This is a genomic window from Vulcanithermus mediatlanticus, assembly GCF_055385885.1.
Genome location: NZ_AP042384.1, coordinates 86408 through 107115 on the forward strand (window position 1 = coordinate 86408; position 20708 = coordinate 107115).

The following is a 20708-nucleotide window of genomic DNA, read 5'->3' on the forward strand; positions in this document are numbered from 1 at the left end:
TATGCCACGATACGGTCCCGTTAGCTCTTTGGAGTCACCTAGGTTTACGGGGGTACGCACCTTCATGCGGTTGCCCCACCTGCGGACGTTGGACGAGGTTGACTTCGTCGTGGTGGGCATTCCTTGGGACGATGCCGTCACCTACCGTACCGGCGCTAGATTCGGGCCGGATGCGATTCGGCGTATGTCAATCATGCTTCGCCCATGGAACCCTGCTCTAGACGTACGAATTTTCGAGTACCTATCTGGTGTGGATTATGGAGATGTTGCTGTTGTCCCCGGCTATATTGAGGACACCTACGCTCGAATTGAGGCGGATTTCGAAAAAATTGCACGTGCAGGGGTGATTCCGTTTGCTATGGGCGGGGACCACTCGGTAACCCTAGGGGAGCTTCGTGGACTAGCCAAGGTGCACGGACCCCTTGCCCTTGTGCACATCGATGCCCACCTGGACACGCTGGACGAGTACTTTGGGAGAAAGTACAACCACGGAACTCCGTTCCGACGCGCCGTGGAAGAGGGGCTGGTTAATCCCGATCGTTCGATTCAAATAGGAATTCGTGGTTCAAACTACGGACCTGAGGACTATGAAGGGACCCGCGATCTGGGATACGAGCTCATCACCATGTACGAAGTTGATGTAATTGGTCTCGAAGAAGTCATCCAGCGAGTCCATGCCCGAGTCCAGGATCATCCCTGTTTCGTGAGCATTGACGTGGACGCCCTTGACCCCGCCTACGCCCCAGGGACAGGAACCCCTGAGGTGGGAGGGTTCACTTCAAGGGAGATGCTTCGGCTCATCCGAGGTTTGCAGGGCCTCAGAATTATTGGCGCGGATGTTGTTGAGGTGCTTCCCATGTTCGATCCGGGAGAAATCACCGCTTACCTGGCGGCTAACCTCCTTTACGAACTTGTCTCCTTGTTGGCGCTAAGACGGAGGGATACCAGGTGAGGGTCTCGTTCCATGCAGAGCGGTTTGGCGACTCCGTCATTCGGAAGATGACGCGACTGGCCGAACAGTATGGCGCCATCAACCTTGCTCAAGGATTCCCCGATTACGATCCGCCAGAACTCTTGCTGCAGGCTGCCATCGAGGCGGTTCGGGGGAGCTACAACCAGTATTCGACGACGTATGGGTCAATAGAGCTTCGAACGGCGATCGCGGGCCATTATAGCCACCTGGGACTGTCCGTAGACCCAGAAGCGGAAGTAACGATTACTTGCGGCGCGACGGAGGCTTTGGTTGCCACTCTACTTGCTTTGGTCAATCCGGGGGATGAAGTTATACTATTTGAGCCCTTTTACGAGAACTACGTTCCGGCCATTGCCTTTGCAGGTGCTTTCCCCCGGTTTGTCCGTTTGCGCCCGCCAGAGGATCCCGACGGCGTTTGGCATTTCGACGAAGCTGACCTTCGCGCCGCGGTGACGTCACGTACGAAGGCCATGATTCTCAACACTCCACACAATCCAACTGGGAAAGTCTTCTCGCTTGAAGAGCTAAAGTCGATTGCCGAACTCGCCACAGAATCCGGGATCTGGCTTATTACCGATGAAATCTACGAACATATCGTGTACACAAGACCTCACGTGCGTGTGGCGACACTCCCAGGTCTTTACGATCATACGGTCACCGTCTCAGGGGCTTCAAAAACCTTTGCTGCTACGGGATGGCGGATCGGGTGGATTTTGGCTTCCAAACCGGCCACGGAAGCCATCCGAAAGATCCACGACTTCCTCACCGTGTGTGCCCCTACTCCCTTTCAAGAGGCGGTCGCCAAAGGGTTTCTTAAAGAGCAGGCGTATATTAAAAATCTGAGTTTCGATTATGCGCGGAAGCGAGACCTTCTTCTCTCCGGAGTGCGCCAGGCAGGGTTTCGTGCATATGCTCCAGAAGGGGCGTACTATATTCTCGCTGATGTTTCGCCATGGTCACATAATGATGTGGCATTTTCAGAAACATTGTTAAAGGACGCCGGTGTTGCCGTTGTACCGGGTTCGAGCTTCTATAGCGAAACACCAGATGCGCCCATGGTTCGGTTTGCGTTTGCGAAGAAACCCTCGACACTTGCTGAAGCTATTAGGCGGCTAGACCAGCACTTGTGATCATTGTCGATCAAGAGACTGACCGCAATCGGGCGGAAAGTAGCGCAAAGATAGGGGCGCATTACACCGCGACGGACCTCCGGGGAAGTCCAGAGACGTGTGATTGAACTCCGTAGGCGTCGCTGGCCCGACCACGCCATCGGCAGGAGGCTTGGCCTTTCCAAGAGCACGGTGGGGCGCATCCTGAAAGCCGAGGGACTCAACCGGCTCTCCGTTTTGGACCCCAAACCCCCGCCCAGGCGCTTTGAGGTTGAGGCTCGCGGGGTCCTCCTGCACCTGGGCACCAAGAAGCTCGCGCGCTTTAAGAGGCCCGGCCACCGGGTGACCCAGAACCGAAAGGATCGCAACCGCTCGCCCGGCTGATCGTACGTCTTTGCTGCGGCACGCGATTACAGCCGGGTGGCCTACGCGGAGGTGAAGGGGAATGAGCGAAAGGAGAGCGCCGTCGCCTTTTTGCTCTCCGCCCTGCGTCACTACCGGCGGCTGGGCATTCAGGTGAGCGGGGTGATGACAGACAACGCCCGGATCTTTCAGTCCGAGCGTTTCCAAAGGGTGCTGCGGTGGCTGGGCCTAAAGCACAAGACGACCCGACCCTACACGCCAAGGACCAGTGAGCTACTGACGGCCAAAGCCGTCAGTAGCTCACCAAACACTTTGAACCTCCTCCCAGACGCCCTTTTCGCGCCTTCTCATGCCGTCAAACACGGGTTGAGGTCCGCCTGAGCCCGGGCCGCCCTCGACGGTCACCCGATGCATTCCCCGCCAGCTCGCCTGGATTCGCAAGACCCGACGATCAGGTCTCCCCCAGACGGTAAACCGTCGCCGCGTTACGGCCAAAGATCCCGGCCCATTGCTTACTGCCGGGCGTGAAAAGCTCGGGATCGATGCTGAGAAGAATCGACTCAAGCGCATCTTTAACCCTGCCGTAGGAAGCAGCCAGGTTGCAGACCGGCCAGTCGCTCCCGAAAAGACAGCGTTCGGGACCGAAGAGCTCGAGGACCCTTCGTACGTAAGGCGCGATCTGCGCAACGGTCCAACCGTGCCAGTCAGCCTCGGTCACGATTCCGGAAAGCTTGCACCAGACATTGGGCAGCTCGCTGAGCGGGGCGAGCCGTTCCTCCCACGCCTCCCACTGGCCTTCAGCGATGTTGGGTTTTGCGATGTGGTCAACGACGAAGCGGGTCTCGGGGTGATTGCGGGCGGTTTCAAGGCAGGCTGGCAGTTCGCGGACCCGGGTCAGGAAGTCATAAACCAAACCCCGCTTGCCCAACTCGGAAATGCCCGCCTGTACCGGGTCCCGGAGCAGCCAGCCGGGGTCCGGTTCATCATGGACCTGATGCCGGATTCCCACCAGGTAACGGCCGTTGGGCGAACTCAGCAACTCGTCGAGGGTGGTGCCGACGTGCGGGTCGGCCAGGTCCACCCAGCCGACCACCCCGGCGACGAAGTCCGTCTGATCAGCGATCGCGAGGAACTCGTAGGTTTCCTCGAGGCTCGATCGGGTTTGTACAAGGACGGCTTTGTCGACGCCAGCTTCCTGGAGGAGCGGCCGCAAGTCGGCGGGGGTGAAGTCACGGCGGATCGGGGCGAGCGATGGGTCGTCCAGCCACGGATACCGGATCCGGCTGGGGAACAGGAAGTGCTGGTGGGCATCGATGACCATGGCCGATCCCGTTACGCGTCGGCGACGGTGTGGTGGGTCTGTACCCCGAGACCGTCGATTCCGAGGCGGACGACCTGACCCGGGCGCAGGAAGACCGGGGATGGTTTCTGACCGAGGCCGACACCGGCCGGTGTGCCGGTGGTGATGATGTCGCCCGGGTAGAGGGTGAAGCAGTGCGACAGGTAACTAACCAGCTGGGCCACCCCGAAGATCATGTCCGCGGTCGTGCCGTCCTGGTAGCGTCGCCCGTCGACCTCGAGCCAGAGATGGAGGTCCTGCGGGTCCGGCACCTCGTCGGCGGTGACCAGGTAGGGGCCCAGGGGACCGAAGGTGTCGAAACCCTTGCCCTTGTCCCAGAGCCCGCCGCGCTCAAGCTGGAGTTCCCGCTCCGACACGTCATTCACGACGCAATATCCGGCGACGTAATCGAGGGCGGTCTCGGCCGGAACATATTTCGCGGGCCGGCCTATGACCACTCCGAGTTCGACCTCCCAGTCGGTCTTTTGCGAGCCGCGGGGGATGATCAGGTCGTCGTCGGGACCGCAAATGGAGCTGGTCGCCTTGAGGAAGACGACGGGTTCTTCCGGCATTGGAGCCCCGGTTTCCCGTGCGTGGTCCCGGTAGTTGAGGCCGATGCCGATGAATTTCCCGACCCCGGTCACACAAGCACCCAGGCGGGGACGCCCCTCGACCAGGGGCAGCGTTCGAGGATCGAGACTCCGTAGCCGCGCGAGGGTCTCCGGGAGCAGGGCATCGGGACCGATGTCCTCGATGACGGTGGAAAGATCGCGTAAGCTTCCTTCCCCATCAAGGATCGCGGGTCTTTCCTTGCCAGGTTCTCCGTAACGAACAAGCTTCATTCTGATCACCTCGTTCGGGCTTGTACCTTTCGAGCTTGCCAGGGCGCGAGGGCGCGAAGCGAACGTCGGCAGGGCATTTAGGTGGTCCAGCCCCCATCGATCAGGTGGATGGCTCCGGTGGAAAAGGCCGACTCGTCGGATGCGAGGTAGAGGGCCAGGTACGCGACCTCCTCCGGCGTGCCGACCCGGCCCATCGGCTGGCGGGCGATGAATTCACGGCGCACCTCTTCGACATCCCTGCCCGTGGCCCGTGCCTGCCGTTCCACTCGCTCTTCCCAGGAGGGGCTTGCAATCGTTCCCGGGCAGATGGCGTTGCAGCGGATACCGCGATCGACGAAGTCAGCCGCCACCGCCTTGGTCATGCCGATGACCGCGGCTTTGGTTGCTCCGTATACAAAGCGGTTGGGCACGCCCTTGATTGAGGAGGCCACGCTGGAGATGTTGACGATCGACCCACCGCCCTGCGCCAGCATCTTGGGGATGGCCGCTTGCATGGTCCAGAACATCGAGCGAGCGTTGAGGTCAAAAGAGAAATCCCAGTCATCGTCGGTGCATTCCAGGATGGTGCCGTGGTGGACAAAACCTGCGCAGTTGACCAGGACGTCGAGCCGGTCAAGCGTATTGATCGTCTCAAAGACTGCAGTCCTGTCCGTGACGTCAAGCTTTGCGGTCTTGCACCCCAAGCCCTCGAGAAGCTCGGGCCGCAGGTCCGTTGCCAGGACATCGGCCCCCTCCCGGGAAAAGAGCTCGGCGATCGCGCGCCCGATCCCCTGACCCGCCGCGGTCACAAGCACCGCCTTTCCCTCAAGCCGTCCGGCCATCGCTCTCACCCCTCTGCCTTCGGAACAGGAACGTTCTCCGGAAGAAGACCGCGCGCAACGAGCGCCGCCCAGAACTCTTGCGGTATGGGCCGGCGGAACATCGCCGCGTTCTCGCGAAGCTCATCCGGCGTCCTGGCGCCGCTCAGAACAGAGACGACCGCGGGATGCCCGAGGGGGAACTGGATGGCCGCCGCTTTGAGCGGCACCCCGTAGCGGTCAGCGACGGCCCTGATCTTTTGCGCCCGATCCAGGATGTCGCGCGGGGCCGGCAGGTAGTCGTAGGTAGCACCCGGCCGCGGATCCGCCAGGATGCCGGAGTTATAGACACCCCCGATGACAACGCCGATTCCCCGCTCAGCACAGCGCGGAAGCAGCACCTCAAGCGCCGACTGGTCGAGCAGGGTATAGCGCCCGGCCACCAGGAACACATCGAAATCGCCCTCGAGCGCGAACTCTGCGAGCCAGCTCGCGTCGTTCATACCGACGCCGATGGCCTTGATGAGCCCCTGCTCTTTGAGGTCGACCAGGGCCCGGTATCCTTCCCGCATAACCTCCCGCACGCTGCGCCCCCCAGCATCCGGATCGTGAATGAACAGGATGTCCACCCCCGGAATCCCCAGGCGCGCCAGACTTTCCTCGAAAGAGCGCATGAACCCGTCATAGCTGTAGTCGAAAACCACGCCAAACTCGGACCCCACCGGAAAGAACGGCCTGCCCTCCGGGTCGAACTCGGTGGGGTGGTGGGGGACGCCCTTTCGCAGCAACCTGCCAACCTTGGTGGAGACGACGTACTCTCCGGGTTGCCTGGTCTTGAGAAATCGCCCGAGCCTTTGCTCGGAAAGCCCGAGCCCGTAGAGCGGTGCGGTATCGAAATAGCGTAAACCCAGGGACCAGGCGGCCTTGAGGGTGCCCGCCGCCACCTCCTCCGATACCGGGGCGTAAAGGCCCGCGATGGCCGCGGCACCGAAGCCCATCCGCGTGAGCTCGAGCCCGGTTCGGGCCAGGCGTACGCGGGCGGTGGGTTCAGGCATGCCGCACCTCCCGCCAGTACTCTCCATCCGGGTAGGCGTAGGTCCGGAGCGACGATGCCTTCATGGTGATGCTGTAGCCGGGGGCGGTGGGCACGGTGTACCTGCCACCCTTGATCCGTGCCGGGTTGAGGAAGTGCTCGTGCAGGTGGTCGACGTACTCGATGAAGCGCCCTTCCATCGATCCGGAAACGGCGATGTAGTCGAAGATCGAGAGGTGCTGGACGTATTCGGAAAGGCCCACGCCGCCGGCGTGCGGGCACACCGGGACGCCGAACTTCGTCGCCAGCAGCAGGACGGCCAGCACCTCGTTGACCCCGCCCAGCCGGCAGGCGTCGAGCTGGCAAAACCCCATGGCCCCGGCCTGGAGGTACTGCTTGAACATGACGCGGTTGGCGACGTGCTCGCCGGTGGCCACCCCGGTGCCGCTCCCCCTGAGGGCAAGGGCGATGGCCCGGTGCCCCAGGATGTCGTCGGGGCTGGTGGGCTCCTCGATCCACAAGGGGCGGTAGGGGAGCAGGGCCCGGCTCCAGCGGATGGCCTCGGGGACCTCCCAGACCTGGTTGGCGTCCACCATCAGCACCCCCTCGGGCCCGATGATCTCTCGCGCCAGCGCCAGCCGCCGGAGGTCGTCCGCCAGGTCGCGGCCCACCTTGAGCTTGAAGGCGCGGAAGCCGGCCTCGAGGGCTTTTCGCAGGCGGGTCCGGATCTTCTCGTCGGGGTAGCCGAGCCAGCCGGCGCTGGTGGTGTAGGCGGGGTACCCCTCGCGCCGGAGGCGGGCCTCCCGCTCTTTTTTGGTCGGCTCCAGGCGCCGGAGCATCTCGACGGCCTCGGCCGGGGTGAGGGCGTCGGTGAGGTAGCGGAAGTCGATGCAGCCGATCACTTCCTCGGGGCTCATGTCGGCGAGGAGCTTCCACAGCGGCTTTTGCTCGCGCTTGGCCCACAGGTCCCACACCGCGTTCACGACGGCGGCGGTGGCCAGGTGGATGACCCCCTTTTCCGGGCCGAGCCAGCGGAGCTGGCTGTCGCCGGTGAGGCCGCGCCAGAAGGCGGCCATGTCGGCGGTGAAGGTCGAAAGGTCGTGGCCCACCACCCGGGACGCGAGCAGCCTGGCGGCGTCGGCCACCAGCTCGTTGCCGCGCCCGATGGTGAAGGTGAGGCCGTGGCCCTCGAGGTCCCCGTCGGTTTTGAGGATGACGTAGGCGGCGGAGTAGTCGGGGTCGGGGTTCATGGCGTCCGATCCGTCGAGCTCGAGCGAGGTGGGGAAGCGGACGTCGAGGACTTCCGATTCGACGATGCGCATGCTCTACTCCATGAAGAAGATCTGTTCCATTTCAGCCCACCATTCGCCGGGCTTTCGGGTGGGAAGCGGTTCCTGGCAGGGGTCGGTCAGCTCCCACCAGGCCTGCGTAATGGGATCGGCAGCGATCCGCTTTTGATCCTCCTCCCAGTCGTCACCGTGGTACTCCAGGTAGGCGAAGAGCAGGCCCGCGTGGTGAAAGATCGAGTAGTTCCGGATATTCGCCCGGCGCAGCGTTTCCAGCACACCGGGCCACGGGTTGGCATGGAGGCGTTTGTATTCCTCAAATTTTTCAGGCTTGACGCGGATGACCATACCGATTCTTCTCATGGCCTCCTTCACCCCTTCACGGCCCCGACGAGAAGGCCGTGTTCGATGTAGCGCTCCAGGATGACCGCCGCCAGCATGACCGGCAGGATCATGACCAGGATGATCACCGACATGTACCACCACTCGGTGCCCCGGGTGCCGTTCATGGCGGCGACCAGGAGCGGCATGGTTTGTGCGTTGGCCTTGGAAAGGAAAAGGGCCAGCAGGTATTCGTTCCAGGCAAAGACCAGCATCAACAAAAACGTGGCCACGAAGCCCGGAATCGCCAGGGGGAGCACGATCGAAAAGAAGATCCTGTAACGCGACGCTCCGTCAACCTGGGCAGACTCTTCAAGCTCGAGCGGGATGCCCATAAAGTAGTCCCGCATTAACCAGACCGCAATGGGAAGATTCACCGCGGTGTAGCTGATGATCAGCGCCGTGCGCGTATCGAGCAAGCCGAGCTGCTGAAAGAAAAGGTAGATGGGAATGACCACCACGATCGGCGGCAGGATCCGGGTCGAAATCATCCAAAAGGCGACGTCTTCGTTTTTAAGGGCCGCACGGAAGCGGCGGCCTATGGTTTGCAGGCCCAGGAAAAACAGAACGAGCGGCACCGCAACCGAAACGATCAGCGGGGCTCCGAAGATCGCAACGAAAACGCCCAGGACGAGACACGCCAGGAAGAGGCCGATGGCCCCTAGGCGCGGACGGTACTCGAACCGGGTCAGCCCGTACGCGGCAAACGCGCCAAGCAACAACGTGATCGCTGCGCTCGCCAGCGCCACCGTCGCCGTGTTCGCGTAAGCCCGCTTGAGGTCGGGCCACAGAACGGTGAAGACGTAGTTCCAGGCGTGGAGGCTCGGTTTGTAATCGATGAAGGGAAGGTAAAAGGGCCCGTTGAAGACCTCGATGGGCGTCTTGAGCGAGGTCACGACCAGCCAGTACAGGGGAAAGAGAACAAAAACCGCGGCGATAATCAGCGAAACGTAAATCACGAGGATCTGCAACGGCGACAGCTTGAGTGAAAAGCGCCCGCCCATAAGTTATGCCCCCTCCCCGGTTCGGGAAAGAACGAAGATCGCGTAAAGGAGACTGATGACCGAGACCAGCACCAGCAGCAAGAACCCCACGGCCGCCGCGGTGCCGATGTCGAGCGTCCGCCAGGAAAAATACGCCTGCAGGGTGATCGACTCGGTTGCCGTACCGGGACCGCCGTTGGTAAGGATGTTGGGGAGGTCAACGATTTTGAAGCCTTCGATCAACCGGATAAGGACGAGGGTCGCGCTCGCCGGGAGCAGGTAGGGAAAGACGACGTAGCGAAAGATCTGCCAGCGGGTGGCGCCGTCGACGGCGGCAGCCTCGATCTGTTCCTGCGGAATGCCCTGGAGGGCGGCGAGGAGGATGATGAAGGCGAACGGGGTCCACTGCCAGGTGTCTCCGATCAGCACCGCCACCCGCGCCCCCCACTCGTAGTTGACCCACGAGAAGTTGGTGAGGCCCAGAGCTGCCCAGATGGGTTCCAGCGGTCCCTTGCTGGTGTCGGTGAGCATCCGGAACATGTACCCGATGCCGACCGGCGTGATCGCGAGCGGGAGCAGGAAGACCACCCGGAAAAAGCGAATGCCGGGAAGCCGTTCTGCGCAGAGAAGGGCAAGCCAAAGGCCCAGCACGTATTGCAAGGCCGTTCCCACGAAGACGTAGAAGAACGTGGTCTGGAGCGTGCCCAGCCGCCCGCCGGGCACGAGGCGCGAAAAGGCCAGCCAGCCGAGGGCAAGGAGTAGCGCGCCAATGATCACGAGCGACGGGATCCGTTTCCCTGCTCGCGTTCTCCACAGGGCCCACCCGATCAGCAGGGCCAGCGCGATCGTGCCGGCCCATACCCAGGGGGCGCTGCCGCCTATCCCCAGAAAGTGGGTCTGCTCGCTGCCGAAGAGCAGCTTCTTGTAATTGGCGAGGCCGACAAACGGCAGGGTCGTCTTCCCAGCGCGGAACTGCAAGCGGCTCAGGGAGATGTAGAGGGAGCCAATCAGGGGGAAGATCGAAAAGCTGAGGATGACCAGGACCGCGGGAAGCAGGAAGACCGACGCGGCCTGTTTCTCAAGCCACAGCGACAGGCGCTGGGGGAAACCGGGTTTTGTCTCCGGCGTGCTTCGCTTGACGTCCTTGGCGTTCATGCGATTTCCCGTTTGGGGCGGGGGCTCTGCCCCCGCCCGGTCACTAGCGGATGCTCAAGCTCGCGTGGTAAGCCTGCTTCTGCGCTTCCCGGCCCTCGGTGTTGGTGATTTCCTCCCAGCCTCTGTAGATCTGATCCATGGCTTGCTGCGCGGTAATCTGCCCGGCCAGGAACTCCGAGAGCGCCTTGTCGAGCACCACCTGCTGGTACTGCTGCGCTTTTGGAATCCGCAGGTCGAGGATCATGTTGGGGCTGTTCAGGCTCTCCTCGATGGCCCCCAGATAGTTCCTGGCCGCCGCTTCGCTGAAGCCGGCTTTAAGCCAGATGTCGAGGTTCTTGAAGTGGGAGATGCGGTATGGGTTAAAGCCCGTAATCCCGATGGTGACGTCCTTTCCGGAAATGGGCGGGCTCGACATGTACGAGAACAGCGCGTAGGCGGCCTCCTTGACCCGCGGCTTGGCGTTCACGTTGATCCCACCAGACCAACCACCGAAGGCAGCGTACGGCGCGTGGTTGATGCCGTCCTCGGCGTAGGGGCAGCGATCGGCCGTGCAGGGCACGAGCTTGCCGGTGCTGCGATCAAGCACCCGGGGGCTCCCGGGCAGGATCACGGCGCCGACCTTGCCCTTGACCTTGGAGGTCTCCGGGTCGACGGCCAGCGTGCCGATGTCCCCCCAGTCGACCGAAAGCGCGCAGCGACCGCTTACGAAGAGGCCTCGCGTGTCGCCAACGTCAAGGTTGAGCTCATCTGGCGGTCCGTAGCGCGTGGTCTCCTTGTAAATGCGCAGGGCCTCGGCGAAGGCCTCGTTCTTGACCAGCGGCTTCATGGTATCGAGGTCGAAGAACGAACCCTGCTGCGTGCCCTTGGACTGCACGAATCCGCCGAAGATGGACCAGAACATCCAGAACGACTGCGCGTTGCGTTTCTTGGCGATGCAGCTGCCGTAATCCGGCTTCCCGTCACCGTACCAGTCCCTTCCATACGCAGCCTTGGCGATCGCCAGGTAATCGTCCCAGGTCTTGGGCGGAGCCATTCCCAGGCTCTTGAGAACGTCGGTGCGGTAATAGACCATCTGGAAGTCGCCATCGAGCGGGATGGTGTAGATTTTCCCGCCGTAGGTGGCGCTGAAGTTACGGAAGAAGGGTGCGATATCGTCCCACTGGATCTGCTTGTCAGCCTTCACCCGCGGGGTGAGGTCTTCCATGATCCCGGCCGGCACGAAGTCAGCCATCCACTGCGGGGCGAACACCCAGGCGTCGTAGCTATTGGTCCCCGTCACCGCGTCGGTGAGGATTTGTTGGTAGAGATCGCTAAACGGCACGACGACGACGTTGACCTTAGCCCCGGTCATCTGTTCGAATTCCTTGCCCCGCCGACGCAAGGGCTCTGCGATCTGCGGCCCGGTAAACGTGAGGACGTTGATCTGGACCCCGTCAAAACGCTGGCTCTGGGTTTGGGCGGACACCAGCCCGCCGAGCGCCACCACGGCGCCGATTGCCAGTACTGAGGCGAACTTGCGCATGGGTTTCAACCTCATGGCTCGTCCCTCCCTGTGTCTCGATCTGCTCCTGCTTTCCTATCCGACTCAAGCCACCTTTTTGCCCTGTACGCCAAACTCACGTTTCGAGTTCTTTCACCTCCCTCCGCCAAGGTGGGTTCGCACCGGCTCGTGTACACGAGATGGCGGCCACGTGGTTGGCGAACGCGAGCATGGCCTCGAGCTCCCCGTCGAGGGACTCAAGGCCCCCCCGGCTGAGGGACCCGCGACGCCAGAGCCAGGCCAGAACGCCCGAAGTAAAGGCGTCGCCCGCTCCCACGGTGTCAACAACGGAAACGCTGGGCGCGGCCGCGGATCGGACGCCCTTACGCGTTATCGCCAGGGCTCCCCGGGCACCCATGGTGACGATCACGGTGGCAGGACCGAGCGAGAGCCATTCAACGGCAGCATCCACCGGATCGCTCTCCGGGTAGAGCCACAAGAGATCCGCCCGGCTCACCTTGACCAGGTCGGCCATCGCAACGAGCGAGCGAAGCCGGTCCTGATAACGGTCGCGGTCGGGAATGAGCGCCGGCCGCACATTGGGGTCCAGGGACAGCAGGCGCCGACCCGATTCCCGGCGGACGAGCGCCTCGAGCGTCGAGGCCACGGGCTCGGCAACCAGGGCGATCGACCCCACATGGAGCGCCGCGCCCTCCGGGAGGGATTCGGGAAGGTCTCCGACGCCGAACAGGCGATCGGCGGTGCCCTCGTTGTAGAAGGCGTACTCGACCTCTTCCTCGCGCGGGTGCGCAAACGCAAGGGTCGTGGGCTCATCCCCTCTGGTCAGGTATGTGCAATCGACGCCGCTGGCCTCCAGGTGGCCCAGCAGGAGTTCACCGAAGGGGTCTCGCGAGATTCGCCCCAAAAACGCAACGGGCACCTCGAGCCGCCCCAAGCCAATGGCAACGTTGTACGGCGATCCCCCGGGATGCGGGAGATACCCGGGATGCCCCCGGCAGTCTGCCGGGGTGAAATCCACCAGCGCCTCCCCGGCAACGACGATCATCCTTCAACCTCCGCAGAGATCTCCTCGAACGACCGCACCCAGGACTCGGTGAGCGGGTCTTCGAAGAGCTGGCGGGCCACCCCGGGCGCCAGGGTGAAAGCGGTGATCCCGTGCCGGGCAAGGGCAACGATATCGCCGGGCGACCGCACGCTCGCCACCAGCAGCCGCGTCTTGCTCCCCGTCCCTCTCAATGCCCGCGCCATCGCGACGATCTCGTCGTGTCCCGGCCGCCCGGCGTCGTTGAGCCGTCCGAGGTAAGGGGCAACGTAGTCGACGCCTAGCGCCGCCGCGACGACCGCCTGGTGGGGGGCGGCGATGGCGGTCAGGAGCACCCGGCGGCCCTCGCTGACGAGCCGGGCGGCTACGGCGCACCCTTCAGCGCTGAAGGGGATCTTGACCACAACGTGCTCGCCAATCTTGCTGAGCCTGCGGGCCCTGCCGATGAGCTGGCTCACAGACCCACCTGAGGCCTGGAAGAAGACCTCCCTGGCACCCAGCCGGGTGGCCCAGTCGTACAGCTCGGGAAGGTCGTGGGTCTTCAGTCCAGCTTGCTTGAGGAGCAGGGGATTGGTGGTGAGCCCGTAGAAGGCGCCGGTCGCAAAGAGCTCCTCGGCCTCACGCCGGAGGGCCGTGTCCAGGTACAGCCGAACCATCCGGAACCCTCCCTCCTCCGGCAAGGGGGCGGGACGATTCGCGCACGATGAGCCGGGTCTCGAGGCGTACGGTTCGGGCCTTGCGTCGCGAAGCCCCCCTCTCCATGGATTCGACGATGATCCTCGCCGCGGTCCGCCCGAGCTCGTAGGCCTGCTGGGCAACCACCGTCAGTGGCGGGTGGACGAGCGCCGTCCACTCCGTGTCGTCGAAGCAGACGACGGAAAGCTCGTCGGGGATCCTGACCCCGACCTCGCGAGCGGCCCGCAGAACGCCGCTCATCATCTGCGCGTTCTGCACGAAAAGAGCGGAAGGGAAGGGCGCACGGGAGAACAGCTTCCGGGCCGCGGCGTAACCGCCATCCGGGGTGTTGGGGCAGGTGAGGATCCAGCGGGGGTCGAGCTCTACCCCCCGCCTCTGCAATGCCTTTTGGAAACCGGCCAACCGCTCGTGTCCGCTGGTGATGCTGGTATCCCCGGCAATAACGGCGAACGACCTGTGGCCCAGATCGAGAAGGTGTTCAGCGGCGGACGCCGCTCCGGCCATGTTGTCTGAAAGAACCGAAGTCACCCCCCTGGCCCCGCTGATACGGTCGAGTTCAACCACCTGAATGCCGCTGCTTTTAATAAACGCCTCGATCCTCGCCGCGGCGTCCCGCGTGGGCTCGATGATGACGCCCTGCACCTGGAACCCGCGCAGGACCTCGAGGTAACGGGCCTCTTCCTCCGGATCCTCACCGGTGTTACAGAGAATGGTGGCGAAGCCGAACTGGCTCGCCACATCCTCAACGCCCTTGGCCACCTGGGCGTGGAAGGGAACCAGGATATCGGACACGATGAGACCCAGCGTCCTCGACCCCCGCTTCCGCAGGCTGCGGGCCAGCTGGTTGGGTGAATAACCAAGGGCCCTGGCGGCTTCCAGAACGCGCTTCCGGGTCTCCGGGCTCACCATCTCAGGCCGCGCAAGGGCACGGGACACGGTGGAGGTCGACACTCCGGCCAGTCTGGCAACGTCCTTCTGGTTGATGGTAATGGGCCTATCCTTCTTCGCCACCATTGCCCTTTCTGCACGTATACGCTGGACGCTCGATGGGTTCCTCGCCCTGCAAACGTTTGCTGCAATCGATTGCAGCGAGTATACATGCATTCCCGGGCGGCCGTCAACCCCGGCCACCACCAGGCACGCCAGATGGCTTAGCCGCTCGACGATCACCCGGCGCCGCCTTAACCTGCCCCTTCCCGATGGACGTCATGCCGTCCCGGAATTCTGAACATGCGAAGACGGCATTGAGATCATCCCCGGCGCCCGGTAAACTGCCGGCTTCTCGCTTGCAATCATCCTTGCTCAGGGTAGCTGCGGCCCCGGTGCTCGCTGGACGAAGGTCACGTTTGTTCAGTCATCGAAGGCGCAAGGTCGCGCTCCCTCTCAGCAGAGGGATGACCACGCGTTTTTTAAAGCACTAAGCGCGCAATCTCCTTACGCCGCGGTTCAGGCGCTAGAATTTCCGCCACCCGCCGAGGCTAACCCCCTTCGGCCCGGTCCAGCAAAACGGCCAAGGCTTCCTTTAAGGATACGACGCGAACCCCTTCCACCTCCCGGCCCATCAGGCGGCCGAAATGGCGGCGGTCACCTGTCGCCAAAAGCTCGGCCCCACGCTCCCATGCCGCCGCCAGGATCGGCGCATCCTTTAGGGGCAGACCCTGGCCCAGAGCCCGCTGTACGAGGCCAGGAGAGGCTTCGGGTACCACCGTGACACCCTCCAGGAGCTCCTCCAGGTAGGCCAGTACTTCCGGTCGCTTGGCCTCAAGGTTGCGCCGGGCCTCTTCCAGCGCGTGAGGGGAGGTTATAAGGGAGCAACCGGCCTTGGCGGCCAGCGTAAAAAGCGAACGGGCTCGGCCTTCCTGCCAAGCTGCGGCGAAGAGGACATTCGCGTCCAGGAAAAGCCGCACCGCCGTTTACTCCTGCAGTGCCCGCAGCCGGGCCCGCTCCTCTTCGGTGAGCGTATCCTCGCTCAAGATCTCCCGAACGCGCGACTCGGAATACATCTCCAGGGGGTAGATCCCCGCGGGACGGAGTACGATCGCCCCGTCGGCAGAGAGCTCCACAACGAAGTAGCCCTCTCCCTCAATACCCAAAGATCGAAGAATGCGCCGGGGGATGGAAATCTGTCCCTTACGGCTCAGCTTTACGAGTTCCATACTTTCATGTTACCAGGCATCCCTGTTTCTTTACTCCCATTATTCCGGGCACAGCCTCGAGAACAACCTTCCCTCCACCCTCTTCACTCGCTCGATGCATAGCGCCTGTTGCTTTCTGCATAAACCGAGCAGATTTTGTCGCGCGGATTAATCCGAGCAACCGCAAGGTTAACGCCCGTAAAGGGGCCCGCTAAAATCCAAACATGGCTTTAATTCAGTGCCCGGAGTGCGGCAAGGGGATCAGTGATACGGCAGAAGCTGCCCCCACTGTGGCTACAGACTCAGGCACAGTAAACCTAGCAGCGCCTCTCGCACTGCTCAGAAGAAGGGCTGTGGTGGGTGCCTGAGATCTTGCACTTATACAGCCCCTTGAAAAGGGCGTGGGAACGCCCTTCATAAAGGGCTAGGATGAAGACCCACGCCCAGGCTTTATTCTGGCGCCTGCGCGCGATCTTTACCACCGTCCATCAACGAAGGAACTTCGAAGCCCTGCTACGGCTCTTCCTGAAGGGCGAAGGCAGACCCCTGCCCCAGCGAAGCCAAACCTGCTCCTCCTCGGCCCTGTCTCGCTTCCTAAACCACGGCGACTGGCCCACCTGGAAGCTTGCGAGGCTTTTGAGGGAGGGCGGCTTCGAGGCCCTAGCCCGCTTCGCCGCCGCTCGAAGGGGAAGGAAGCCGAGGCTCCTTTTGATCCTGGACCTCACCAGCCTGGAGAAGGCGGGAAGCTTCCCCGAGCTTGGCCGTTGGCTCCAGGTCTTTCACGGAACCCACGGGGTGCACCTGGTGGTGCTGCTCTTGGTCTACGGCTCCCTCCGCTTGCCCTTTGGCTTTACCCGCTGGCGGGGAAAGGGCTCGCCCTCGCCGGCCAAGCTCGGACTCCGCCTTCTTGAGCAAGTTCCCGCCTGGTTCTACGTCTATCGTCCTTTGGTGCTGGCCGATTCCGCCTTTGCCTCGGCAGCGTTCCTCAAGGGGATCAAAACCATGGGGCTTGATGCTGTCGTGGGCATGAGGAAGGACCGGGCTTGGCTTCCCTGGGGGAAGCTTGAGCACCTGGAGCCCCGGCGCCAGGGGCGTGCCCTCTGGCTTCAGGGCCTTCCCTTCCCGGTGTGGGCGGCGAGCTTTTACCTGCGGCGCCCGGAGGGGAAGGTAGAGAAGCGCTTCGTGATCAGTACCGAGCCCATGAAACCACCTGCCTTGGTTCGTTGGGGCCGGCGTCGCTGGAAGATCGAAGCCTTCTTTAAGGTCATGAAGCAGCGGTTTGGGCTGGGGCGGTTCGGGCAGAAGAGCCCTGTGGGCGTGTACCGCTTCCTGCTCCTTAGCTTCCTGGCCTTCCTCCTGAGCCAGCTGATGGAACCCCTTCCCCCTACCGGTGAAGCCCCCGACTGGGGTAGGCGGGCCGAGATGGCGGCCGTACTCCTGCTTCTGCCCCTCCTTAACGTGGAGCTCTTGATCGAGCGGGAGCGGTTGAGGCGCATGCTCCGGGAGTTAGGAGTGGGGCCCGAGGCGATGGAATTGGGCCTGGAATATGCATGAGGTGGAAAGGTGCAAGATCTCAGAGAAACGCACGCCCGTGAGTGTCGGTGGAATAGCCATATCTCGCCTCAGCCCCGTCCCCTTCCGCGACCTCTGGAGGCACGAGGCGCGTGGTTTCTCCTCCTGGCTTAGCGAAAACCGTGACTATTTAGAGGAGGTTGTTGGAATAAGCCTTTCCCTGGTCGAGCAGGAGTCCGCCTCCGGCGACTTCTCCAAAGAAAGCATCCACAGGGGGTGGAGTTAAAGCCTCCGTGCCGCCGCAAGCGCATCGGCCGCCCTCTCCCTGAGGCCGAAGGCGTCGAGGGTAAGCTCCCCGCGGGCGATCCGCGCTCGCAACGCCTCCTCGGCCTCGGCGCGGGACAGGGCCTTTTGGAGCACCTCGTGCGCCCGGCCCGCCGGCACGACCACCACGCCGTCCCCATCCATGACCAGGTAGTCGCCGGGGTGCACAGCTACGCCCTCGACCTCGACCGGCACCCCCAAGCCGAGCACAGCCTCCTTCTTCGCGCCCTTCGGGCTGACATAGCGCGCCCAGATCGGAAGCTTGAGCGCCGCAAGCTCACTGACGTCGCGAATCGCTCCGTCCACCAGCACCCCCGCCGCGCCCCTTGCCCGCGCCTGGAGGGCAAGCAGTTCGCCGATTAGCGCCACAGGCTCGGGCCGGGGCATGGCGAGGAGCAGGATCTCCCCGGGCCGGAGGAGCTCCATTGCCGCGTGCGCGCCCAGGTTATCGCCCTGGGCGCAGAGCACGGGGTAGGCTGGGCCCGCGACTCGCGCGCCCGCGACCAGCTGCTGGTAGCGCACAGGGATCAATCCCGTACGACCCGCAGCCTCGTAGACCGTTGAGCTCCCGAGCCTTGCCAGCAAGCGCACCTCTGCGTCTGTGAGCATCATCACCGAGTCTAAGGCTGACCCGGGCCGAACAGCACGGAGCGGCATCATGGGGATCTGCCGGTGCATCACCTAGCCGGGATAGTCTTGACGCCAGGAGCTGCGGAGATTTGCCGCCAACGGGCAGCGGATGACCGAGGATCGAATCCGAAGCGGCTGTCCACAATTGGCGCACGCGCCTGCGATACGTGGGCAGTCGCAGCTGCTGGGCCTAAAGGCAGATATCAGGAAGAAGTGAGAGAAACGCACCGCAGATCTTATCCGCTTCGCCCTTTCCGGCTACCCACAAATGGGGAATCTGCATAACCAGGTCTGAAAGCATCACCTCAAATCGGACGCCATTCGCGAGTCGTGCATAGGCCTTGGAGCCCCTATGCTGGGCACATAGTGGCAAGCAAGTACGATGCCCTAGCTGGGTGGCTTCAGGCACATGCTGATGATCGGCTCGAGCTCTCGTTTGACGAAATTGAGAGCATCTTAGGGGCTGAGCTCCCGAAGAGTGGCCGTAAATATCCTGCCTTCTGGTCGACCGGGAACTACGTCGGATGGATGCTCAAACAGGCCGGATGGGAGGCCAGCCTGCAAAGTAAGCGCGGCATAGTGTCATTCAGGCGAGTTCCCGGCGCACTGGTTCCGCGGGATCGTCCTCCAGCCAAAGCTAGGGTTCCGAGAAGGCGCTTAAAAACGGCTATGAGCTCTAGGGACAGCGTCGGATCCGTACATCCCCCAACGGCGAGTTCGGCATACCGCCCTGACTTAATTCTGATCGGCTGCGTCAAAGAAAAACGCGCTGGCCGCCACCTGGCTCGCGAACTCTACGCTTCACAGCTCTTCAAACGACGTCGGGCATATGCCGAGTCCCTGGCAGCGCCCTGGTATATCCTCTCAGCCAAGTACGGCCTCGTCGAACCAGATCAGGTGATTGACTCATATGACCTATCGTTGAAAGACCTTCCCGCCCACGAACGGCGAGCGTGGAGTGAGAAGGTTTTCCGCGATCTGGAGCAGAAAGCGGGTTCGCTTAATGGAAAGGTCATCGAGATCCACGCAGGCCAGGAATACTTCGGCAACGGCCTCAAAGAGGCACTCGGCAAGCGGGGCGCAGTGGTTCGCGTACCGACCCGGGGGCTGCCTCTGGGCAAACAGCTAGCGTTTTACGACTGCCTTGCCGAAAGTCAGAGCGGAACGACCGACAGATGCGGGGCTGGGCCTCTTGTCCTGAACTTGACGCGGGATTTTACCGACGGGCGGTTTGACCTGAGTGCCCGCAAGGGAGCGCCCAGGGCAGGCTGGGAAGCCATGCCGGAGTTTGTCGTTGCGAAGCGACTTCAGGCTCTATGGAGCGGTGACGATCGCCTCCGAGTATTTCTTACCCTGGTGGCGGCAATGGACCGGGCCCGTGACGCTGACCGGCTCTGGTCCCTTGCCGGCGATCTGTATGAGAAAGAGCCCTGGGTGTTTGAGCCGAGAGAGGTGCTCCGGCGGGGAGTGGAAGAGCTCTGGCATATTCTCGTTGAATCCGGGGTAAGCCAGCGCCACGATGTGGACACCAGGGCCTGGTACCGGATCGCCCAGGCCCTCATTGCCCCCGAGGCGCCCCATTCCATCCAGGAAGCCGTTCGAGAGGGGCGCGGCCACGCGAGTGCTTTACTGCGCGACGTCCGGTCTACGGACGACGCCGGCCGACCCTGGTTTCCGCTCCTCCGTGGCCCCAAGCTTTCGGCGATGTGGGTACGGTTGCTGGTTGCCCCGGGAGGTGCGCAAATTGACGGACTCCGTGAGGTGCCCGTCGCGGTCGACGTTCATGTGCGAAGGGCGAGCGAGAAACTGGGGGTTATCGACCACACCGACGGAGGAGGCAAGCAACTTCGCCTCCGGATCCAAAACGCATGGCGCCGCTGGGATCGCTGCGCGGTCGGGCCTCGCGCGGTGGCGGGTACCAGCGCCGCCATTGATCCAGCGCTCTGGTTCCTGGGGAAGTGGGGATGCTCGTTCTGCGAGAGCTGGGGAAAGAAATCTCCCGTATCCCTCGCGTGCCTGTGGTGTCGATAGAGAACGTGAACTCCCCCACTCCGGGCCGGCGCCCTCACTGGTCCCCGGCCACCGACCGAGGGCGATGAAGAATCGCTGACCAGAGGATCACTGGGTGGCGTAGGTCGGCGGGAAGGAATGCCGCGCGTTCGGGAAGCGCTGGCGAGCCCACTCCCAGGTCAGGCGTCACCTGCTTTTCGTCTCGCGGCATTGCGCCAGATCTGTGATACCCACAGGGGGCAAGACCATTTCCTGCTTCTACACCGCCGACCAACGTTTTACCGGCCCCTTGCTCATGAACACCCCCCGTCGCTACTGCTCTACGACCAAACATGTGCCCAGATTATTCGAGGAGCAACCCATTCCCTCATGCCAGCAACCACAAGCACCACAGAGTATGGGGGCTTCAGTGAACAACGTGTTGGGAGGTTACACCTAGAAAGCCCAGTCAAGTCCCGCAGACTTCACTGTGTTTCGAACCTCCACCAATCCGCTAAGTTGATCCGCTTGGCGAACTCCGTTGGCTGTTCTTCACTACGTACTTGTTCTTCACTACGTACTCTCGGTTTGGGAGCGCGGTGCAAGATGACTTCCTTG

General features: G+C 62.7%; 20 protein-coding genes and 1 pseudogene. 6 read left to right on the top strand and 15 right to left on the bottom strand.

Annotated elements, in window-relative coordinates:
- Position 1 precedes the first annotated feature (1 nt).
- From speB to ACZ5BT_RS00430, 4 genes and pseudogenes are all read left to right on the top strand, one after another.
- Positions 2–952, top strand: coding sequence for an agmatinase (speB, locus tag ACZ5BT_RS00415; protein ID WP_464883752.1), 951 nt, complete (start codon positions 2–4; stop codon positions 950–952).
- Positions 949–2103: a pyridoxal phosphate-dependent aminotransferase gene (locus ACZ5BT_RS00420; RefSeq protein ID WP_464883753.1), complete on the top strand. Its 1155-nt coding sequence runs from the start codon at positions 949–951 to the stop codon at positions 2101–2103. Before speB ends, ACZ5BT_RS00420 begins: the two co-directional genes overlap by 4 nt.
- Before the next feature lie 99 nt (positions 2104–2202).
- Entirely contained in the window at positions 2203–2466 is a 264-nt protein-coding gene (locus ACZ5BT_RS00425) for a hypothetical protein (protein ID WP_464883754.1), read from the top strand.
- A 12-nt stretch (positions 2467–2478) separates the two neighbouring features.
- Positions 2479–2826: pseudogene (locus ACZ5BT_RS00430) on the top strand (DDE-type integrase/transposase/recombinase); the annotation flags it as partial.
- 70 nt (positions 2827–2896) lie between these two features.
- Here the strand turns inward: ACZ5BT_RS00430 and ACZ5BT_RS00435 are convergent.
- From ACZ5BT_RS00435 to ACZ5BT_RS00500, 14 genes are all read right to left on the bottom strand, one after another.
- Positions 2897–3766 (bottom strand): amidohydrolase family protein, encoded by an 870-nt coding sequence (locus tag ACZ5BT_RS00435; RefSeq protein WP_464883755.1) that lies wholly within the window; start codon positions 3764–3766, stop codon positions 2897–2899.
- Positions 3767–3777: 11 nt separating this feature from the next.
- Entirely contained in the window at positions 3778–4626 is an 849-nt protein-coding gene (locus ACZ5BT_RS00440; RefSeq protein WP_464883592.1) for a fumarylacetoacetate hydrolase family protein, read from the bottom strand.
- Positions 4627–4703: 77 nt separating this feature from the next.
- The gene (locus ACZ5BT_RS00445; protein ID WP_464883593.1) at positions 4704–5447 is read right to left on the bottom strand and encodes an SDR family oxidoreductase; all 744 of its coding nucleotides are present in this window, start codon (positions 5445–5447) and stop codon (positions 4704–4706) included.
- Between the two features lie 5 nt (positions 5448–5452).
- Positions 5453–6478, bottom strand: a complete 1026-nt coding sequence (locus ACZ5BT_RS00450; RefSeq protein WP_464883594.1) for an aldo/keto reductase — start codon at positions 6476–6478, stop codon at positions 5453–5455.
- Positions 6471–7778, bottom strand: a complete 1308-nt coding sequence (locus tag ACZ5BT_RS00455) for an L-fuconate dehydratase (RefSeq protein ID WP_464883595.1) — start codon at positions 7776–7778, stop codon at positions 6471–6473. Before ACZ5BT_RS00455 ends, ACZ5BT_RS00450 begins: the two co-directional genes overlap by 8 nt.
- A gap of 3 nt (positions 7779–7781) precedes the next feature.
- Entirely contained in the window at positions 7782–8105 is a 324-nt protein-coding gene (locus tag ACZ5BT_RS00460) for an L-rhamnose mutarotase (protein WP_464883596.1), read from the bottom strand.
- Between the two features lie 8 nt (positions 8106–8113).
- Positions 8114–9094 carry a carbohydrate ABC transporter permease gene (locus ACZ5BT_RS00465; RefSeq protein WP_464883597.1) on the bottom strand — a complete coding sequence of 327 codons (981 nt, stop codon included), beginning with the start codon at positions 9092–9094 and terminating at the stop codon, positions 8114–8116.
- Between the two features lie 36 nt (positions 9095–9130).
- Positions 9131–10261, bottom strand: a complete 1131-nt coding sequence (locus ACZ5BT_RS00470) for a carbohydrate ABC transporter permease (RefSeq protein ID WP_464883598.1) — start codon at positions 10259–10261, stop codon at positions 9131–9133.
- Between the two features lie 43 nt (positions 10262–10304).
- The gene (locus tag ACZ5BT_RS00475) at positions 10305–11798 is read right to left on the bottom strand and encodes an ABC transporter substrate-binding protein (protein ID WP_464883599.1); all 1494 of its coding nucleotides are present in this window, start codon (positions 11796–11798) and stop codon (positions 10305–10307) included.
- Between the two features lie 79 nt (positions 11799–11877).
- Positions 11878–12807, bottom strand: coding sequence for a carbohydrate kinase family protein (locus ACZ5BT_RS00480; RefSeq protein ID WP_464883600.1), 930 nt, complete (start codon positions 12805–12807; stop codon positions 11878–11880).
- On the bottom strand, positions 12804–13460 hold the full coding sequence (locus ACZ5BT_RS00485; RefSeq protein WP_464883601.1) for a transaldolase family protein: 657 nt from the start codon (positions 13458–13460) through the stop codon (positions 12804–12806). Before ACZ5BT_RS00485 ends, ACZ5BT_RS00480 begins: the two co-directional genes overlap by 4 nt.
- The gene (locus ACZ5BT_RS00490; protein ID WP_464883602.1) at positions 13423–14514 is read right to left on the bottom strand and encodes a LacI family DNA-binding transcriptional regulator; all 1092 of its coding nucleotides are present in this window, start codon (positions 14512–14514) and stop codon (positions 13423–13425) included. The genes ACZ5BT_RS00485 and ACZ5BT_RS00490 overlap by 38 nt, the downstream gene beginning before the upstream one ends.
- 464 nt (positions 14515–14978) lie before the next feature.
- Entirely contained in the window at positions 14979–15407 is a 429-nt protein-coding gene (locus ACZ5BT_RS00495) for a PIN domain-containing protein (protein ID WP_464883603.1), read from the bottom strand.
- A gap of 6 nt (positions 15408–15413) precedes the next feature.
- Entirely contained in the window at positions 15414–15656 is a 243-nt protein-coding gene (locus ACZ5BT_RS00500; protein ID WP_464883604.1) for an AbrB/MazE/SpoVT family DNA-binding domain-containing protein, read from the bottom strand.
- A 408-nt stretch (positions 15657–16064) separates the two neighbouring features.
- Between ACZ5BT_RS00500 and ACZ5BT_RS00505 the strand changes: the two genes are divergently transcribed.
- Complete coding sequence (locus ACZ5BT_RS00505; protein WP_464883605.1) at positions 16065–17189, top strand: transposase; 1125 nt, start codon at positions 16065–16067, stop codon at positions 17187–17189.
- 240 nt (positions 17190–17429) lie between these two features.
- Here the strand turns inward: ACZ5BT_RS00505 and ACZ5BT_RS00510 are convergent, their stop codons facing one another.
- The gene (locus ACZ5BT_RS00510) at positions 17430–18083 is read right to left on the bottom strand and encodes a 4-carboxy-4-hydroxy-2-oxoadipate aldolase/oxaloacetate decarboxylase (RefSeq protein WP_464883606.1); all 654 of its coding nucleotides are present in this window, start codon (positions 18081–18083) and stop codon (positions 17430–17432) included.
- Positions 18084–18467: 384 nt separating this feature from the next.
- Here ACZ5BT_RS00510 and ACZ5BT_RS00515 point away from each other — a divergent pair, with 384 nt between their 5' ends.
- Positions 18468–20132: a DUF6884 domain-containing protein gene (locus ACZ5BT_RS00515; RefSeq protein WP_464883607.1), complete on the top strand. Its 1665-nt coding sequence runs from the start codon at positions 18468–18470 to the stop codon at positions 20130–20132.
- Positions 20133–20708: the final 576 nt, after the last annotated feature.

Excerpts from the sequence above, each read along its gene's own strand:
- ACZ5BT_RS00500 (WP_464883604.1), bottom strand. The coding sequence starts at position 15,656 with ATGGAACTCGTAAAGCTGAGCCGTAAGGGACAGATTTCCATCCCCCGG.
- ACZ5BT_RS00460 (WP_464883596.1), bottom strand. The coding sequence starts at position 8,105 with ATGAGAAGAATCGGTATGGTCATCCGCGTCAAGCCTGAAAAATTTGAG.
- ACZ5BT_RS00435 (WP_464883755.1), bottom strand. The coding sequence starts at position 3,766 with ATGGTCATCGATGCCCACCAGCACTTCCTGTTCCCCAGCCGGATCCGG.
- ACZ5BT_RS00445 (WP_464883593.1), bottom strand. The coding sequence starts at position 5,447 with ATGGCCGGACGGCTTGAGGGAAAGGCGGTGCTTGTGACCGCGGCGGGT.
- ACZ5BT_RS00450 (WP_464883594.1), bottom strand. The coding sequence starts at position 6,478 with ATGCCTGAACCCACCGCCCGCGTACGCCTGGCCCGAACCGGGCTCGAG.
- ACZ5BT_RS00510 (WP_464883606.1), bottom strand. The coding sequence starts at position 18,083 with ATGATGCTCACAGACGCAGAGGTGCGCTTGCTGGCAAGGCTCGGGAGC.
- ACZ5BT_RS00440 (WP_464883592.1), bottom strand. The coding sequence starts at position 4,626 with ATGAAGCTTGTTCGTTACGGAGAACCTGGCAAGGAAAGACCCGCGATC.
- ACZ5BT_RS00485 (WP_464883601.1), bottom strand. The coding sequence starts at position 13,460 with ATGGTTCGGCTGTACCTGGACACGGCCCTCCGGCGTGAGGCCGAGGAG.
- ACZ5BT_RS00505 (WP_464883605.1), top strand. The coding sequence starts at position 16,065 with ATGAAGACCCACGCCCAGGCTTTATTCTGGCGCCTGCGCGCGATCTTT.
- speB (WP_464883752.1), top strand. The coding sequence starts at position 2 with ATGCCACGATACGGTCCCGTTAGCTCTTTGGAGTCACCTAGGTTTACG.
- ACZ5BT_RS00475 (WP_464883599.1), bottom strand. The coding sequence starts at position 11,798 with ATGAGGTTGAAACCCATGCGCAAGTTCGCCTCAGTACTGGCAATCGGC.
- ACZ5BT_RS00455 (WP_464883595.1), bottom strand. The coding sequence starts at position 7,778 with ATGCGCATCGTCGAATCGGAAGTCCTCGACGTCCGCTTCCCCACCTCG.
- ACZ5BT_RS00490 (WP_464883602.1), bottom strand. The coding sequence starts at position 14,514 with ATGGTGGCGAAGAAGGATAGGCCCATTACCATCAACCAGAAGGACGTT.
- ACZ5BT_RS00480 (WP_464883600.1), bottom strand. The coding sequence starts at position 12,807 with ATGATCGTCGTTGCCGGGGAGGCGCTGGTGGATTTCACCCCGGCAGAC.
- ACZ5BT_RS00470 (WP_464883598.1), bottom strand. The coding sequence starts at position 10,261 with ATGAACGCCAAGGACGTCAAGCGAAGCACGCCGGAGACAAAACCCGGT.